Below are 15,896 nucleotides of genomic sequence, written 5' to 3'. Positions count from 1 at the left end.
CACCCGATATGACCTTCAAACACCGTCACCCTGTCGCAAGACCTTGAAGGTTTACGACTGAAAATTTGGCCAAAGGGGTGCAGTGACCAGCTCCAGAACGTTGCCGTCCGGATCGTTGATATAAAGGCTCTGACCACCAGCAGGCCACGTGACCTCGCTGATAATCTCCACGTTCATTTCGTTCAGATAGTCTCGCCACGGAGCCAGTTGATCTGCGCTGATACGGAAGGCAAAATGACTGTGCCCGGTCGTATCGTGCCCCGGCACGACACCGCCAGACGTTTCAACGTCTTCTCCGGTATGGCCGCGATGAAACACCAGAAGGGTCTGGGCGGGACCGGCATCATACGCAGAGAGCCTTTCTCCGGCGACCATGCGATCCAATCCCAATATGTCAGAATAAAAAGAGTGCGCCGCCTGCATGTCATCGACATAAACAGCAGTTTCCAGAATGCCATCAAGCTTTGGCCGCATGTTCTCGTTTACTCCGTTTGAAACCCCTCGCCCTTCTTATCACTCAACTGACAGGGATTGCAGGGCATGCGGCAACGTTTCCTGTTGAGCATCGGCTCGTTGGGGGAAACTTTCACGAAGCTCTCGTCGCGGAAAAGAAATATCGGAAGGCTTGCGCAGTCTGAGCCGAGGGCAAATAGCTTTTGGATCCCGTCGGTGTCAGTAAAAAACACCGGAAGGCCATTCAAATCGGCCTCCCTGAAAAATTGCCCCTGAAAAAGGAAGTCCGGTTCCGCCGCAAGCGACAGAACCGGACTTTCAGCATCAGGCGACCGTCAATTTGACGTCGATATTGTTCCGGGTTGCGTTGGAATAGGGGCATACCTGGTGGGCCTTGGCAACAAGGTCTTCAGCCACAGCCTTGTCCATACCCGGAACAGAAACTTCCAGTGCAACTGTAAGACCGAAACCGCCCTCGGAGCGCGGTCCGATACCGACCGTCGAAGTGATGGACGTATCTGCCGGGACCGAGATTTTCTCCTGTCCACCGACGAACTTCATCGCACCGATAAAGCAGGCCGCATAACCGGCTGCGAACAGTTCTTCCGGGTTATTGCCTTCGCCGCCCGCACCACCGAGTTCCTTGGGGGTTGCCAGCTTGACCTTGAAGGACCCGCTCAGGGTTTCCGCCGCACCGTCGCGGCCACCGGTTGCCTTGGCACTGGTTTCATATTTCACGTCGACAGCCATCTGATGGCTCCTTCTTTACCTGTAAGCGTATTTCATTCATTTATATCGCATCGCCTTTTATCGTGCGCGACATAAATTACCCACATATACGCACACCAGCAAATCGTCAACATGTTGCGACCATATCGCGCACGATTTATAAGGGGCGAATGAGCGAGACCACTGACCAGATGTCCCTGCTGGACGCGATTGGATTTTCCGCGCCGGAAGCGACCGAAAAACAGAAAAAAGACAAGCCGGCAAAAGCTGGAAAGTCTGAGAAGAAACAACGCAAGAAGGCCGCTGCCAAGCCTGAGGCAGAAGCAGAAACGGCCTCTGGCGCTGAAGGTGATGATGCGCGCGAAGCAGAAATTGTTGCTGCTGTCGCCGAAGCGCCGATCCACCAAGAAAAGCCCAACGCAAAGAACACCCCGGACGTGGCTCCGGAAGCCAAAGCGGCAGAAGCTGCCGGCGCCGGGCCGTCCGCGTCCGTTTCAGGTGAAACGGACTTCGATGAAGGCAGCCTGCAGGCTTCAGAAGGCGCCCTCCCGCTCGATCGTTTCCTGTGCTTTGCGCTTTATTCCGCCAACCATGCGATGCATGGCGTCTACAAGGCCTTGCTCAAGGAAGTCGGCCTTACGTACCCGCAGTTCCTGGCCATGACCGTGCTCTGGGAAACAAACAACATTCCGGTTGGTGCAATCACGTCCAAACTGCAGCTCGACACAAACACGCTGACACCGCTGTTGAAGCGGCTTGAGGCCATGGGGCTGGTCACGCGTACACGCAATATCAAGGACGAGCGTCAGGTGATCCTGAAACTCACCCGCAAAGGCCGCGCTCTTCAGAAGAAAACGGAGCATTTCGGCTCCTGCATTCTGTCGTCCACAGGCCTGCAGCTGGAAGAGGTTATGGATCTTCAGCAAAAGGTCATGCGCCTGCGCGACAATCTGCGTGAGGCAGGCCTGGAGTGACGCCTGACTTTGGCGCCGGCAGAAATGAATTGCCATGAGACGGGCTTCGGGAAGTCGCCGTATCAGCGAACCTCTCGAACCCTCTTGTTCTGACTATCACCAGGACAAATGCGTGATTTTTGGTGTTGCGCCTGCCAGCGTTGCTCGGGCGGCATTTGGCATTTTCTACGCTGGCAGTTGCCTTTTTCCCGTCCGGTCGCTCGCACCTGGACGTGATTTCAAAAGCCGCTAGTGACGCGCGTGAATATCCGCTCAACACATTCGACGGGAAGCAGCTTTAGTCCAGCCATGTCCCCCCAGGCCCTGCGGAAAGGCGAAACGCAGAAGGGTGATGTGAGCGCGACGAAAAATAGCGGTTAAAACGGCAGGCCGAACCACAGCGCAGCGATGCCCAAAAAGGCGAAGAACCCGACCACATCGGTCACCGTCGTCACAAAAACGCTGGAGGCGATTGCCGGATCGACGTTCATCTTGTCGAGCGCTATCGGGATCAAAAGGCCGGAAAGCCCCGCGAAAAGAAGATTGATCACGATTGCTCCGCCAATGACCACGCCGAGCCCGGGACTACCAAACCACAGCCAGGCGGTCACACCAATGAGGATGGCCAGGGCAACGCCATTGAAGACGCTCACCAGGATTTCGCGGTTGAGAATGCGCAAAAGATTGCGTGCTCCCAACTCCTGCGTAGCAATACCTCGCACGGCAACTGTCATCGTCTGTGTGCCTGCATTGCCCCCCATGGAAGCGACGATCGGCATCAGCACCGCAAGCGCCACCATGGCTTCGATCGTGTCCTCGAACAGCGCAATCACCACGGAGGCAAGCACGGCGGTGAAAAGGTTGACCACCAGCCAGGTCAGGCGCGAGCGGGCAATGGTCATGACGTTATCGGAGATCTCTTCGTCACCGACACCGGCGAGCGCGCGCAGGTCTTCTTCCGCCTCTTCCTGGATAACGTCAACGATGTCATCGACCGTCAGAACACCGACGAGCCGATCGTTCTCATCGACAACGGCCGAGGAGACGAGGTTGTAGCGCTCGAACCGTCGAGCAACCTCTTCCTGATCTTCCGTTGCAAGCACCGCCTGGCGGGTTTCTTCCATGATGGAAGTAACCTTCTCGTCCCGCTTGGTGCGCAGGATCTTGTCCAGATGCACGGATCCCAGCAGCTTGAAGGTCGGATCGACAACATAGATTTCGTAAAAACTGTCCGGAAGATCGCGCGCCTCACGCATGTAGTCGATGGTCTGGCCTATGGTCCAGAACGGAGCGACCGCGATAAACTCGGTCTGCATGCGCCGGCCGGCGCTTTCTTCCGGATAGTCCAGCGCCTTCTGGAGCTGCGCTCTGTCCGCATAGGGCAGCTCTTCCAGAATCGCGGCCTGGTCGTCCTCGTCGAGGTCTTCCAGAATGTAGACCGCATCGTCCGAATCGAGTTCGCCCAGACCCTCGGCGATAACTTCCGTCGGCAGGTCTTCCAGAACCTGCAGACGCACCGCCTCGTCGATCTCGGTCAGGGCGGTATAGTCGAAATCCTCGCCCAGAAGCCGAATGAACGACGCCCGGTCCTCGGGTTGCAATGTCTCGAGAAGGTCCCCGGTGTCCGCCTCGTGAAGATCGGCGGCAAGGTGCCTCAGGCCGTCCTGATCGCCTGTTTCGATTGCCGCTTCAACGGCTGCAATGAAGTCGCGATTGAGATGCTCATCCTCGTCGCGCACCGGAATATCCGGGACTGGAGAGGCGGCAACATCAAGCTCGGATGCTTCACTCATCAAGCGCCTCCCCTCACAACGCGCAGAAACTTTCCGGCAAAACGCACCGGACACTCACCACAAGATCTAGCGTTTGCCGCAACAAAGCGCCACCGGAAAAACGAAACCGGTCCACAGACTTAACCCCGCAATATGAAATTGCTCATGGCGTCGACAGGTGTGCCAAGCGCCCCTTCAGCGCAGCCTGGGGCCTTCACAGCCTTTGTCTCTTGCGACGCTTCGCAAATGGCCGAGATAGTCGCGGGTGTCCGGTGGCAGGATATCCTCGTCGCTCGAAATACAGCGCTCCGCACGGCGAAAGGCCCGGCGGGCCCGCTCGCTGGAAAGGCAGACCCTGCCTGCTGCCAGCACTTCCTGTTCGACGTACCAGAGCTGCTGGCAGGTCATCGCGCCGAACTGTCCGGGATCAACGGCCGGATTGACATGAAGCGATTGCGCCAGCGCCGCAGCCGGTGGGCATAGAAGGGCCAGCACCACAAATCCAACCCGGCACAGGTTTGCCCATGGCATGCAATCGGCGCCTTGCCTCCGGGTCTCAGGCATTGGCAGACAGTTTCCTGGAAAAAGGGGCATCCATCAGCAACAGCTCAGTGAACGGGAGCAGCGCGGATCCAACGAATAAAGACTTCCGGTCAGGACCATGGGGACTGCACCTGCCCGCATTGCGATTTCGGTCATGCGACTACCTCCTTTGGCTCTCGCGTCAGGATCATTCCACCTCGCATTCCGGTGGTTTGGTGTCCATCGTCCAGTCCTGGACAGGCAACGCTTTCAGAGAAGTCTTGAAGCTCTTTCCGTTCAAGACCCCCTTGCCTGTGAGAAGGTTGACGTCGCACTGCCCGTTCGCATCCGGATCCAGCGTGTCGTAGTAGGAATAGGTGTAGCCTGCGACCCGGAAGACGCCATTGCGATAGGCGATCGTCAGGATCTGTTCCCAGCGATTGCGTCCGACAGCCGAATTTTCTGAATAGATTTTCAGCGAACCATGTTCGGTCGCCTCCATCCACGGTTCCTGGCCGTACATGCCACCACGCCATACCATGTCCTTGGTATGAGCAGCTTGTTTCCAGCCGTCTCCTGCGTCCGTAAAGACGTAGAGATCCCCGCCCTCCTCTGTTTCCACGAGGACTGCACGGAAGCGATTTATATCGCCATCGACGGGAGACGTCACCGCCCCGGCAATCGCGCCGGCCGGAACCATCGCCTCCTGCTGCGGCTGCTCCTGCGCCTCACCCGGCACGGACAGGACAATCGAGGACAGCACCACGGCATTGGCAAGACTGAAGAGGGAACGGAAATTGGACACGTGCGGCTTCCTTCGATTTCGCATGAATGTGCCAGCCTATTGCTGCTGGTGGAACCCTGAGGCCTGTTCCGGGCAGAAAAGCACATCGCACCCTGCGCCAAAAGCCGATATCTGAATTTTCCCAGATCAATCAGGTATTTTGCAGGCACGCGCCCAAAAGCAAAAAGGCTGCCCTGAGGGGCAGCCTTTTTGAAGAAGCATCGGTAGGAATGCTTCGAATATGGTGCGCCTCGAAAGACAAACCTTCGAGGAATGTTGCACCGTTTTAGAAGACTGGCATGAGTGCCTAAAGCCCTATGCCAATGAGTTGCGAGGGCCTCGGCCATGAGCAACTCAGCCAAATCCAAAACCCAAACTTTTGGGATTCGCCTGACAGCCGACGAACGCGCGGAACTGCAACGCCGCGCGGGCGCGATGGCTGTTGGGGCGTATATCAAAACTATCCTGTTTGCCGATGGCGCAAAGAGCCGCCATCGCGGTGCCCGTGCTCCTGTCAAAGACCATACTGCTTTGGCTCAGGTTCTCGCCTGCCTTGGATCAAGCGGTCTGGTCGAAAGCCTGGATCGACTGGCGAAGGCCGCAGAGACAGGCGTTCTGCAATGGGACGATGACGCTCCCGCCGCTGTCCAAAAAGCCTGCGAAGAGATTTTGACCATGCGCCTGCTTTTGATGCGGGCACTTGGTTTCCAGTTTGAAGAGGCTGAACTGTCGCAGTCCTTGCGACAGACCTTTGCCCAAGTCGCAGCCTGCGAGGATTGATCCCATGATCCTCAAAGGCTCTCAGCGCAGCGGTGCAAAGAACCTCGCCGATCATCTGATGAATGATCGGGACAATGATCATGTCACGCTTTTCGAAGTGCGTGGCTTTGTGGCGCGCGACCTGCACGGCGCATTGGCCGAAGCCCATGCGATTTCGAAGGGCACAAAGTGCGAGCAATTCCTGTTCTCGCTCTCCCTCAACCCACCGCAAGAGATTCTCGCCTCCGAGCAGGATTTGAAGGACGCCGCAGACCGCGCCGAACAAGTGCTCGGTCTGGACGGCCAACCGCGTGCCATTGTCTTCCACGAGAAAGAAGGCAGACGGCATGCCCATGTGGTGTGGTCGCGGATTGATGCCGCCACCATGACGGCCATCAACCTCCCCCACTTCAAGAACAGGCTGATGGGGCTCGCCCGTGAGCTGTATCTCGACCACGGCTGGGAGATGCCAGACGGCTTGCGCCGAGATGGCGGGAAATCGCCCCTCAACTTTACCCTGTCCGAATGGCAGCAAGCCAAACGCCTGAAGCTCGATCCCCGCGAGATTAAACAGAGCTTTCAGGATGCGTGGAACAGATCGGATAGTGCCAAAGCCTTCAAGCACGCTTTGGAGGATAAAGGCTACTTTCTTGCTCGTGGTGATCGGCGCGGCTTCGTTGCGGTCGATATCCACGGAGAGGTTTTCTCCGTCCCACGCATGCTGGGGATCAAGACCAAAGAGGTCAAAGCCAAACTTGGTGATCCCTCGGCATTCGATCCCGCCGATCAAACAAAACAGATCATCGCGGACAAGCTGACCGATCATATCCAGACCTATATCGGCCAGGTCGATGCCAAGCATGATCAGGACATGGCTCCACTTGCCGTAGAACGGCAACGGATGAAGCAGGCGCATCGCGCCGAACGTCTCTCCCTCAAGTCCAAACAAAGACAGCGCGAGCGGGAAGAAACACGCGCGCGCAATGCCCGCATGTCGAAAGGGCTACGCGGTCTCTGGGATCGTGTGTCGGGCAATCGTCTCAAGGTTCAACGGCAGAACGAGAAAGAAGCCTGGGACGCTGCCATGCGTCACCAACGGCAACGCGACGAGCTGATCAAAGCCCAGATGATCGAGCGCCGCAAACTCCAAGCCGACATCCAAAAGCTTCGTCGCAAGCACATCAAAGATCGCCAAATCCTCACCCGCGATATCGCCCAGGCCATGCGCATGAGCGACCAGATCGAGCGGATGCAGGACCAGACACGGCAACAAAGTCGAAGCCGGTCTGATCTCAACCTCACCCTCTAACCATCAAGCAATCCTGGAAAGGATCAATCATGTCAGAGCATACCTCCTCGAACCTGGAGCCGATTGATCGGCTCCGCAATCTCGGGAATGGGGGCATCAGTCCCCGCATCCTCTTTGTCGCGAGCGCGCTTCTCACTGTCTTGCTATTGAACGTGACAGACGGCGCGTTTCTGGAATCCATGATCGTCTGGCGCAATAGCGTCTATGTCGATGCAACACCCTACCGTGTGGGGTTCGTCCTTCTCTCGGGACTGAGCGGTTTTGGGATTGGCTGGTTTCTATCCGGCCAGCATAAGGAACTGCGCAGTGTTCTTGCGGGCCTGCTGCTTGGTCTGCTCAGCTTCCTCCTGATCTTCGATCACGGGTCGCTCGGCTGGAGCAGTTCGACCTTATGCTCCGTCATCGCGTTTGCTGCTGGCCTTGGCTACTGGTTCCGCGGTGTGGTCGAGCGGATCACAGAACGTCCAACCACCTTTGGCTCTGCTTGTTGGGCGACAACCCGCGAGATGATGCTGGCAGGCATCGTCACCGCTCAAGGCTTCCGTCTGGGTTTTACGTCCACAAGTGCAAACGGTCTTGAACCGCTCTCCTACGTCGATGACCGGCATATGCTCACCGTTGCGCCGAACCGCTCGGGCAAAGGCACCTGCACGATCATTCCGAACCTGCTCACGCGTGAAAGTTCCGTCGTGGTCATCGATCCCAAGGGAGAAAACTCTATGATCACAGCAGGGCACCGCAAGGAAATGGGGCAAGAGGTTTATACCTTTGACCCTTGGGGCATCACTGGCCTTGAGACGGCATGCTTCAACCCTCTTGATTGGTTGGTGCCAGGAGACGTCGATATCGGCGAGAACTCGCTCCTGCTGGCTGATGCAATCATCATGATGGAAAGCAAGAGCGAACCGTTCTTCGATAATTCATCCAAGGCAACACTGGACGGCCTGATCCTTTATGTCGCAACCGATCCTGCCGAAGAAGGTCAGCGGAATCTCGGTCGTGTGCGCGACCTGTTGATGCTCGATGGCGACGATCTGCAGGCCCTCTTCAAGCGGATGATCAAATCACCGCATCACAAGGTGCGGGCGACGGGGGCCTCCATGTTGCAGAAGGACCCGAAGCTGCTCTCCAACATCCTTGCGTCAATGCAAGCCCAGACTGCGTTTCTGGATTCGGCGCGCGTGCGGGAAAGTCTGTCTCGTTCCGACTTCAGCTTTGCTGATCTGAAGACCAAGCCGATGACCATCTATCTGGTTCTCCCATCTGACCGGCTTGAAGCCTATGGGCGGTTGTTGCGCCTCCTGATCCAGCAGGCGTTGACGGTCAACGCGCGGAACATCGAGCAGAAGCTTGACAAGTCGGTACTGTTCATTCTGGACGAGATGCCTGCTCTTGGCCGGCTCTCGATGATCGAGCAAGCCTTCGGGCTGATGGCAGGGTACGGCCTTCAGATCCACGGCATCGCCCAGGACATGAGCCAGCTCCGTCGCATCTATGGTGATGGTTGGGAAACCTTCGTCGCCAATGCCGGTGTGCTGCAATATTTCGGGTCACGGGACAGCTTCACGGCTGAGTATTTCTCAAAGCTGTGTGGCGAGACTACAGTCTGGAATTTCTCGACGGCGATTGCCCGAGCATTCGGCATCACGCGTGGCAAAGAGACCTCGGAGTCAGACACCACAACAACCACGGACACGGCCACCGGAACGCAGCGCAAGCTCGCCTATCCGGATGAGCTGATGCGCATGCCGTCAGATCGCCAATTGCTCCTGATCGGGAACATGAACCCGATCATGGCGAACAAGGTGCCGTGGTTTGAAGACCCCGAACTGAAAGACCGTGGCGTCAATCTCTACGCCAAGGACAACGCCTGAGACCTCGCGAGGGGCGCATGCCCCTCGCTCCCCGTTCCAATCCATCCTGGAGATGATCATGCGTCAACACGATCACCGTGAAATTCTGAACATCGAACTCGATCTTCCAACCTTGTGCCGCGCTGCCCGTCTTGGTGGCCTGCCCATCGCACTTGATGACACCGCCATCCGTGAGACCGACGGGTCGATGGATTTGGTGCGCTTCTTTGCGAGGCGCGGCATCACCACTGCCATCCATGGCCTTTTCGATCTGCGCTATCCGCCCCGCTATCCCGACGATCTGGATGGCAAAGACAATCACACCACCATTGCAGGCTTGTTGAGAGGACCGAACACATGACCGATCACCCGAAAAAGCCGTTCAATGACGGCGTGGCAAACAAAGCCAAAGAGAAGAGCGAAAAGGCCCAGAAGCTGGATAACATCCACGATAAGGGCGACACGGGCCATGCCCCCAAACCACCGCAATACGCGCTAGGAGGCACGCGCAACACTGCGCCTCGTGGCGCGAGCGGAACCAAGGTTGGCCTCATGACACCCGAAAGCCAGAAGGCCATGCCTGATCTGATGAAAGATCATCCCGAACAGGAAGGCTGGACGCATGGCGGGATCGTCACCATGCGGGGCTATCAGTTTTCAGTGAAGCTCTCGGACTTGCCGTCCGAGCGCAATCTGGAAAACGGCAAGATCGAGCGTCTGGTGATGTATCGGGACAAAACCCCTGTTGCCAACTTCGACCGTGGCTGGAACGTCGAGCCTAAAAATGCGCGTGACATGCAAGCTGTCGAGAAAGTGCGCGAGGTGTTTGACCCGCCTGGGCGAGAGTTCAAACCCCTTGTCACGCAATCGCCCGAAAAGGATCAGGGGCACGAGCGGTAGACAGCTTTAGGAATATGTTCAAATAGCAGGGCGAGCCATCGTCCTGCTATTCTGCTTTATGGATCAATATAATTTCGAAAAATACCTAGACCAACAACCCAAACTAAGTGGAACCGAGTCCGAAGGGCGGATGGTAAAAAACGCCTTCGACGTTGAAGAGCGCGTTGTTTTACCCACCAGCTATTGGCGTTACGTCGATTGGGTCGCGAGTGATCAGGGCGAGGACATGGAAGCATGGATCAAGAAATGCGACATGTACCGCGATGATAAGACCCTATCGGAAAACCTGATGGAATGGCTGTATTGGGATATGACCGAGCGTCAGAAAAACAATCACCCGTTGCCCAACTGGCTCAAGATTATCTGAGGGCTGACCACATGGAAAAATTCTTAAGCAATCTGTTGCACGAGCAACTAAAAGATTTGCCTAGAGTGTTTCTAGTAAAGAAAATTGAGAAAAAGATTGAAGACGCTGGCGTTACAAAAAATGTAACTGAAATTGCAGAGGCACTATCGAAACACCTGTTAAGTGGTGGCAAAGGTGACTTCAACTGGGACGACGGATCAAACGCTCACAAATCAATAGATCTTACTTTCACAGAAAAAGACACCGAAGACATTGAAAAAAGCGTCAAATCTTTTTTAAAGGATGATTTGCCAGATATTCTAACTTCCACTGTTAGTGAAATTGCATCAAATCAACTCAAAACAGCAAAAAAAGAATGGCCTCAATACCATATCTGGGAACGTGGTCAGCACCAGATATTTAAGGACAACTTAGAACTAAGATGGGGCAAAGGACTAAATCTTTTACGCCTCTTGTTATCCGAGACACTCCAAATTGGACAGTTGAAACTCGACGCGTTGCTTCGTTCGAAGGCCAAGAAAAATATTCGAAAGCGCGAAGTTCTCCTCATGCTTCATCTTCGCGCCGCACAGACTACAGCGGAAATTATTACGCTAATAGAAAACGGGTATGCAGATGGTGCAATGGCGCGCTGGAGAACGCTTTACGAATTACGCATAGTTGCAGGACTTGTAGAGAAATTTGGTGACGAGATTGCAGTAAAGTACCTAGATCACGAACATGTCACCACAAAACGGGAGATGGATAACGAAATTCGCCACAGTGGATCTGAAGATATAGATCCTGATCACGTAAAAGTCGTCAATGATAATTTCGCCGAAGTCATTAACCTATATGGAAACAGTTTTGCCTCTCCCTACGGGTGGGCTGCGGAAACACTGAATAAAAAGAAACCCACTTTTCAAGATTTAGAAATATCGGTCGGATTGCCTGAGCTTCCTCCTAATTACAAGATGGCCAGCTATAGAGTTCATGCCGGAGTGGCTGGCTTAGTTTCGGGTCTAGGAATCTTGGGTGAAGGTACAATACCTATCGCAGGAGCGAGTAATGCTGGTTTGCAAATGCCAGCTATCAATACCGCCTATACGCTCGTGCAATTCACCGGACTGTTGTTCGGAAACCTAAATCGAATGGCAGACCAACTCCATGTTGCAGCTATTGTTAAGTTAAGAGATGAAATTGAGACTGAGTTCGTGAAAGCAGCTCGCAAGCTGGAACGCGACGAAATGAAAATTCAGCGTTCCAGTTAACATCATCAATCAAAAATTGACAATCTTTGCCAATTTCTGCCATAATAATAGTAAGGAGAAAACGATATGGCAACGATGAACGTATCCCTGCCTGATCCAATGAAAGACTGGGTAGAAGCGCAAACAGCAACAGGCCGATATGCAAACGCAAGCGATTATGTCCGCGATCTGATCCGCCGTGATCAGGAGCGCGCTGATAAAATCGCGCACATTCAAAAGCTGGTATCAGAAGGCATTGAGAGCGGTGTCAGCGATCAGTCGATGGCCGATATTTTGAAAGCCGCACGCGCGCAGGCAGGAAGCGCCCCCTCTTCGGATGGCGTATAAAGTTTCCCGCAAAGCGGCTGAGGATATTGCAAACATCTATATTGAAGGTGTGAGCGGATTTGGTGTCGCCCAGGCCGAGAAATATCATGCGGAGATGGAAGCCACCTTCGATTTGATTTCGAGCAATCCCCGCATTGCACGGGAGAGGCAGGAGATTGATCCGCCCGTTCATATCCATCCGTTCGGATCACATATCGTCATCTATACGGTCGATGCAAAAAATGACGTTCTGATCATCCGTGTTCGGCATGGCCGTGAAGACTGGAAACACAATCCTGCCGAATAGGCGGATGACCAACCACCTAAAATCCAAACAAATCCCCCTGCCTGTCCAGCAGATCGTCAATCGTGATCAGGTGGGCAAAATCATTGACCAGATGGTTATGCTTGAGACTGATGGCCGTATGCACATCGGAACTGCTGTGGGCATCGTCGGAGACTCGATTATCTTTCCGATAGAGATGCAGGCGCAAAGCTGAGTGCCGATAGCCTGACAGATCGGCGTGCAAGTCTTGCACGGCCTTTGAGCGTAGTGTGCGCAAGGCCGTGCTTCGTGCGGGTTCCGCCTTACTGTCAGCATCGGCGATTTCATCACGCAGGTAGCCTTTATATCCCGATGCTTTGGTCATCGCTTTGATGACCTTCGGACTGAGGATGGCACCGCCGAGGAAATAATACCAAGGGTGGCCAGTGCCGTAATCGCGGTATGAGAGTTGGGATCGCTGTTTCATTGCATCCTCCCTCACGCCAGCCGATAGACGTAGTGGTCACCACAGATGCTGATCTCGGCGTAATCATGTCCGAGATCGCGAGCGATAGCCTGATAATCCAGATAGAAGGATAGCCGTTCGGGAATCTCGCCAAACAATCCTTCATCGACAAACTGATACGCCAAATCCTCCAACGTCATATCGCTGTAAAGATCAATCTCGATATCATCGGGATCATCGGCCATGATATCAAAAGACGCCCCGCCTTCACCAACGGCGATGATCACTTTCAGCTTTTGCTCTTCCGTCCATGTTTCCATCGCTTTCATCATGGCAATGATGTTGCACTGGCTCGGCTCAATGGCACGGGCAAGCTTGCTGTCCAGCACAAAGCCATTGATGAACTGAATCTCGAACTCTTCGACAGTCTGGCCATAGGCGTTGACCCTGCCTGTGATGTTCTCGCGATAGCTTTGTTCGTCGGTAAAATAGAACCCTGTCGCACTGATATCGTAGGGCTGGGCGTAAAAGGTCACTGTCATTTTGTCCTCCTTTGAAAGTGGGTTGCGCTCCTGCAACCCTGCTTCCGGCCGAGGACGGAGATGGGAGGGGTAAAGGACAATCAATGCCGAGTGGTGCGGGCGCAATGCAATGAGCCACGGTCGGTGTTTATTGTCCTTTCGGGGAGATAAGAGGCAGAGCCTCTAGGCTTCCCCGTCACAAACAAAAAAGACCCCGTTCCAAGGGAACGGAGCCTTATCAAATCCCCTATGGGACTTGTTACAGTTCGGGGGCAACTTTCGGCGTTGCGGCTTGCCGTGCTTCAGTCGCCGCCTGCTTTTCTTTCACATCCGCCAGAAAGCTCTCGAACTCCAATCGGAAATCACGGGCATAGGCACCGTAATGTGAGACCCGCTCGGGATTGCGGAAATAGCCCGTATAAAAGATGGACAGCACCGCATCACAATGGCTGCTGTTCACACTGTCCAAATGCCTCTGAATGGTCGTGATCCGCTCGGCATCAGACGCACGGATTTGGTTCCATCTCTCTTCGGGATCAAAGCAAGGGACATTGGCAACCTTGCCGTCTTTTACGAAGTACACGAGTTGGACAGCCCTCAGCCCACCGATACCCTTATTAAGGGTCTGGGCGGGCTCACCGTATTTGGCTTTCGTCGCCGCCACGAAATCATCAATCGTCGGCATCTTCGCTTCGGGTTTGATCGCCACTTTGCGTACAAGCCGCTCAATCAAATTGCCCGTATGCCAAGGCGTCACCGATATCGAGACTTCTTCCCGAACGTCCCTGATATTGCCCTTCGCGTAATTCTGCTGTCCGATATCCTCGCGGACAGCATTGCCTTGGCTATCCCGCCATTTGCCGATCTTGAGACGGTACTTCGGGTCGATGCCTTTGAGACTGTCTTCCGCTGACAGATCAAGGCGGACGCCGTCAACATCAAAGCCGAGCCCCGCAAAGGAGGATGCAAACTCCTCCGCTCCTGCGTTTTCGCAAGTCACCATCAGGCAGGACAGGACCACCGCCCGCTGCATTGTCATGCGCATTGTGCTGTCCTTCCTATCCGAGAGTGTAGTAACCGCCAGCACCCGAGCGGGCATTGCGATGATAGAAGCGGTTCCCGTCGCGGAACACCTGCAAACGCAGATTGAGTCCGCCCGTCAAGACCAGCGTTCCATCGGACGTGACGGACCAACGACCTGTGGTACCGCTATCGCTCACCCACGTTCCGTCTGGCTTATAGGTTATGGAGTGGTCCGATGCGCGCGTGGTCTTGCCAGTATAAAGGCGGATGATTTCGGCGCGCGACAAACGCACCCGCTTGGCAGTTGTCTGCGTGTTGGTTGAAGCTTGTTCTGCTGATCCGTTACCGGAACTGCTTGATGTAGTGGTATTGCAGGCTGCAAGCCCGACCGTCACGGCACTGACGGTTAAAAGGGTAAGAATTCCATGACGCATGATAAGTCTCCGATCAATGAACTGACCATCGCCGGAGCCGACCTATCAAAAGGCTTCCCTTTTGTTTTTATTATCATAATTCGGTTTTTCTGTCTTGCTTTTGGGCTAAGGGCTTGATTCATTGACACCCGCTCTGTCGCCAAAGCCTTGTCTATCAACGCTTTCAAAAACGAACCCTTTTGATGGGTTGCGCGTGCATGCAGGCGCGTTGCACAAGCGGCTGGAAACGCTAGGATTTCAGCGATGAGACAGGAAGTGTCAGCAACAAAAAACAAGGGCAGAAAAATCGGTTATGTCCGTGTCTCCGACCGCGAACAGACCGAAGATTTGCAGATCGACGCCCTGAAACTGGCTGGGTGTAATGTGATCTATGGCGATCATGGGGTTTCGGGTGCCATCCGAACCCGCAAAGGGCTGGAAGACCTACTCGCCTCGCTCAAACCTGATGACACCCTCTGTGTCTGGAAGCTGGATCGGCTGGGACGCTCAACGATCCATCTGCTGCAAATGCTGGATGATCTGAGAAAGCGGGGTATCGACTTCCAGGCAATCACCCAAGGCATCGACACCACCACCGCTGTTGGTCGGATGCTATACGGACAACTCGCCGTCTTTGCGGAATTCGAACGTGAGCAAATCAGTGAACGTACTAAGGCAGGCATGCGCGCAGCCAAAGCCCGTGGCAAGCATATTGGTAGGCCGAGGAAACTGACCGCTGGACAGATTGAATGCGCCCGCATGCAGATCAAATCGCGCCGGCACACCATCACCCACATCGCCCGAGCCTACGGCGTCGCTCCCCTGACGCTTTCACGGGCGATAAAATTGCCTTGTTCAGTGCATGTTGCAAACATCCATGTAAAACACTCTGGCTAACGCACAGTCAAAAGCCCCCCAAATGCTATAGAGGTAAGAGTTGTATTTGAAGCCGCCATATCTTTAAGGTATCATTCAAATATATGAATTCTTATTTCAATACTTCGGCGGAATAGATGCCTTCTAAAATTACCAACCTGAAAAAGATGCAGAAGATGGGTATCTTTGCAGATCGGCTTGCGAATGCGGCAAGTCTAGAGCTAAGAAAATTTAATTTGATCTATGGCTTCAACGGCTCGGGTAAGACCACTCTATCGCGCTTGTTTGCTTCAATGGAAAACGGAGAACTCAATGCCAAATGACCTGCTCCCCTGAAAGTTCCTCGTTTTGAGGTTAGTCTGTTCCCAATTTAAG

At 54.5% G+C, this 15,896-nt stretch carries 21 protein-coding genes; 12 read left to right on the top strand and 9 right to left on the bottom strand.

Going from position 1 to position 15,896, the window contains the following annotated elements:
• Positions 1-51: 51 nt before the first annotated feature.
• Both V1T76_RS14980 and V1T76_RS14975 read right to left on the bottom strand, forming a co-directional pair.
• Positions 52-474: a VOC family protein gene (locus V1T76_RS14980; protein WP_330561480.1), complete on the bottom strand. Its 423-nt coding sequence runs from the start codon at positions 472-474 to the stop codon at positions 52-54.
• Positions 475-777: 303 nt separating this feature from the next.
• Positions 778-1,203: an organic hydroperoxide resistance protein gene (locus V1T76_RS14975; RefSeq protein ID WP_330561479.1), complete on the bottom strand. Its 426-nt coding sequence runs from the start codon at positions 1,201-1,203 to the stop codon at positions 778-780.
• Positions 1,204-1,352: 149 nt separating this feature from the next.
• On the opposite strand from V1T76_RS14975, the gene V1T76_RS14970 reads away from it, so the two are divergent.
• Positions 1,353-2,156, top strand: a complete 804-nt coding sequence (locus V1T76_RS14970) for a MarR family winged helix-turn-helix transcriptional regulator (protein ID WP_330561478.1) — start codon at positions 1,353-1,355, stop codon at positions 2,154-2,156.
• Positions 2,157-2,512: 356 nt separating this feature from the next.
• Here the strand turns inward: V1T76_RS14970 and mgtE are convergent, their stop codons facing one another.
• The 3 genes from mgtE to V1T76_RS14955 all read right to left on the bottom strand — a co-directional run bounded on the left by mgtE (position 2,513) and on the right by V1T76_RS14955 (position 5,234).
• Positions 2,513-3,928: a magnesium transporter gene (mgtE, locus tag V1T76_RS14965; RefSeq protein WP_330561477.1), complete on the bottom strand. Its 1,416-nt coding sequence runs from the start codon at positions 3,926-3,928 to the stop codon at positions 2,513-2,515.
• Between the two features lie 174 nt (positions 3,929-4,102).
• Positions 4,103-4,438 (bottom strand): hypothetical protein, encoded by a 336-nt coding sequence (locus V1T76_RS14960; protein ID WP_330561476.1) that lies wholly within the window; start codon positions 4,436-4,438, stop codon positions 4,103-4,105.
• Between the two features lie 199 nt (positions 4,439-4,637).
• On the bottom strand, positions 4,638-5,234 hold the full coding sequence (locus V1T76_RS14955) for a hypothetical protein (protein WP_330561475.1): 597 nt from the start codon (positions 5,232-5,234) through the stop codon (positions 4,638-4,640).
• A 324-nt stretch (positions 5,235-5,558) separates the two neighbouring features.
• Here V1T76_RS14955 and V1T76_RS14950 point away from each other — a divergent pair, with 324 nt between their 5' ends.
• The 9 genes from V1T76_RS14950 (at position 5,559) to V1T76_RS14910 (ending at position 12,264) form a co-directional block, all read left to right on the top strand.
• Positions 5,559-5,993: a hypothetical protein gene (locus tag V1T76_RS14950; protein ID WP_330561474.1), complete on the top strand. Its 435-nt coding sequence runs from the start codon at positions 5,559-5,561 to the stop codon at positions 5,991-5,993.
• Between the two features lie 4 nt (positions 5,994-5,997).
• Complete coding sequence (locus V1T76_RS14945) at positions 5,998-7,281, top strand: relaxase/mobilization nuclease domain-containing protein (protein WP_330561473.1); 1,284 nt, start codon at positions 5,998-6,000, stop codon at positions 7,279-7,281.
• Positions 7,282-7,310: 29 nt separating this feature from the next.
• Positions 7,311-9,155, top strand: a complete 1,845-nt coding sequence (locus tag V1T76_RS14940) for a type IV secretory system conjugative DNA transfer family protein (protein WP_330561472.1) — start codon at positions 7,311-7,313, stop codon at positions 9,153-9,155.
• A gap of 58 nt (positions 9,156-9,213) precedes the next feature.
• Complete coding sequence (locus tag V1T76_RS14935; RefSeq protein ID WP_330561471.1) at positions 9,214-9,495, top strand: hypothetical protein; 282 nt, start codon at positions 9,214-9,216, stop codon at positions 9,493-9,495.
• Complete coding sequence (locus V1T76_RS14930) at positions 9,492-10,034, top strand: DUF7678 domain-containing protein (protein ID WP_330561470.1); 543 nt, start codon at positions 9,492-9,494, stop codon at positions 10,032-10,034. The genes V1T76_RS14935 and V1T76_RS14930 overlap by 4 nt, the downstream gene beginning before the upstream one ends.
• Before the next feature lie 130 nt (positions 10,035-10,164).
• Entirely contained in the window at positions 10,165-10,401 is a 237-nt protein-coding gene (locus tag V1T76_RS14925; protein ID WP_330561469.1) for a hypothetical protein, read from the top strand.
• Positions 10,329-11,651 carry a DUF5677 domain-containing protein gene (locus tag V1T76_RS14920; protein ID WP_330561468.1) on the top strand — a complete coding sequence of 441 codons (1,323 nt, stop codon included), beginning with the start codon at positions 10,329-10,331 and terminating at the stop codon, positions 11,649-11,651. Before V1T76_RS14925 ends, V1T76_RS14920 begins: the two co-directional genes overlap by 73 nt.
• A gap of 66 nt (positions 11,652-11,717) precedes the next feature.
• A complete protein-coding gene (locus V1T76_RS14915) occupies positions 11,718-11,978 on the top strand; it encodes a type II toxin-antitoxin system ParD family antitoxin (protein ID WP_330561467.1) in 261 nt (86 codons plus the stop codon).
• Positions 11,968-12,264, top strand: coding sequence for a type II toxin-antitoxin system RelE/ParE family toxin (locus tag V1T76_RS14910; RefSeq protein ID WP_330561466.1), 297 nt, complete (start codon positions 11,968-11,970; stop codon positions 12,262-12,264). Before V1T76_RS14915 ends, V1T76_RS14910 begins: the two co-directional genes overlap by 11 nt.
• A gap of 16 nt (positions 12,265-12,280) precedes the next feature.
• Here V1T76_RS14910 and V1T76_RS14905 read toward each other — a convergent pair whose 3' ends face one another.
• The 4 genes from V1T76_RS14905 to V1T76_RS14890 form a co-directional block, all read right to left on the bottom strand.
• Positions 12,281-12,709, bottom strand: a complete 429-nt coding sequence (locus V1T76_RS14905) for a hypothetical protein (protein WP_330561465.1) — start codon at positions 12,707-12,709, stop codon at positions 12,281-12,283.
• A gap of 11 nt (positions 12,710-12,720) precedes the next feature.
• Positions 12,721-13,230, bottom strand: coding sequence for an antirestriction protein ArdA (locus V1T76_RS14900; RefSeq protein ID WP_330561464.1), 510 nt, complete (start codon positions 13,228-13,230; stop codon positions 12,721-12,723).
• 238 nt (positions 13,231-13,468) lie between these two features.
• Entirely contained in the window at positions 13,469-14,254 is a 786-nt protein-coding gene (locus V1T76_RS14895) for a hypothetical protein (protein ID WP_330561463.1), read from the bottom strand.
• A gap of 13 nt (positions 14,255-14,267) precedes the next feature.
• Positions 14,268-14,666 (bottom strand): DUF995 domain-containing protein, encoded by a 399-nt coding sequence (locus tag V1T76_RS14890; RefSeq protein WP_330561462.1) that lies wholly within the window; start codon positions 14,664-14,666, stop codon positions 14,268-14,270.
• Positions 14,667-14,909: 243 nt separating this feature from the next.
• On the opposite strand from V1T76_RS14890, the gene V1T76_RS14885 reads away from it, so the two are divergent.
• Positions 14,910-15,542, top strand: a complete 633-nt coding sequence (locus tag V1T76_RS14885) for a recombinase family protein (RefSeq protein ID WP_330561461.1) — start codon at positions 14,910-14,912, stop codon at positions 15,540-15,542.
• 116 nt (positions 15,543-15,658) lie between these two features.
• Entirely contained in the window at positions 15,659-15,844 is a 186-nt protein-coding gene (locus V1T76_RS14880) for an AAA family ATPase (RefSeq protein ID WP_330561460.1), read from the top strand.
• Positions 15,845-15,896: the final 52 nt, after the last annotated feature.

Origin of the sequence: Roseibium sp. FZY0029 (assembly GCF_036350355.1) — a bacterium.
Lineage (GTDB): Bacteria > Pseudomonadota > Alphaproteobacteria > Rhizobiales > Stappiaceae > Roseibium.
This window is presented reverse-complemented; position numbering and strand designations above follow the sequence as displayed.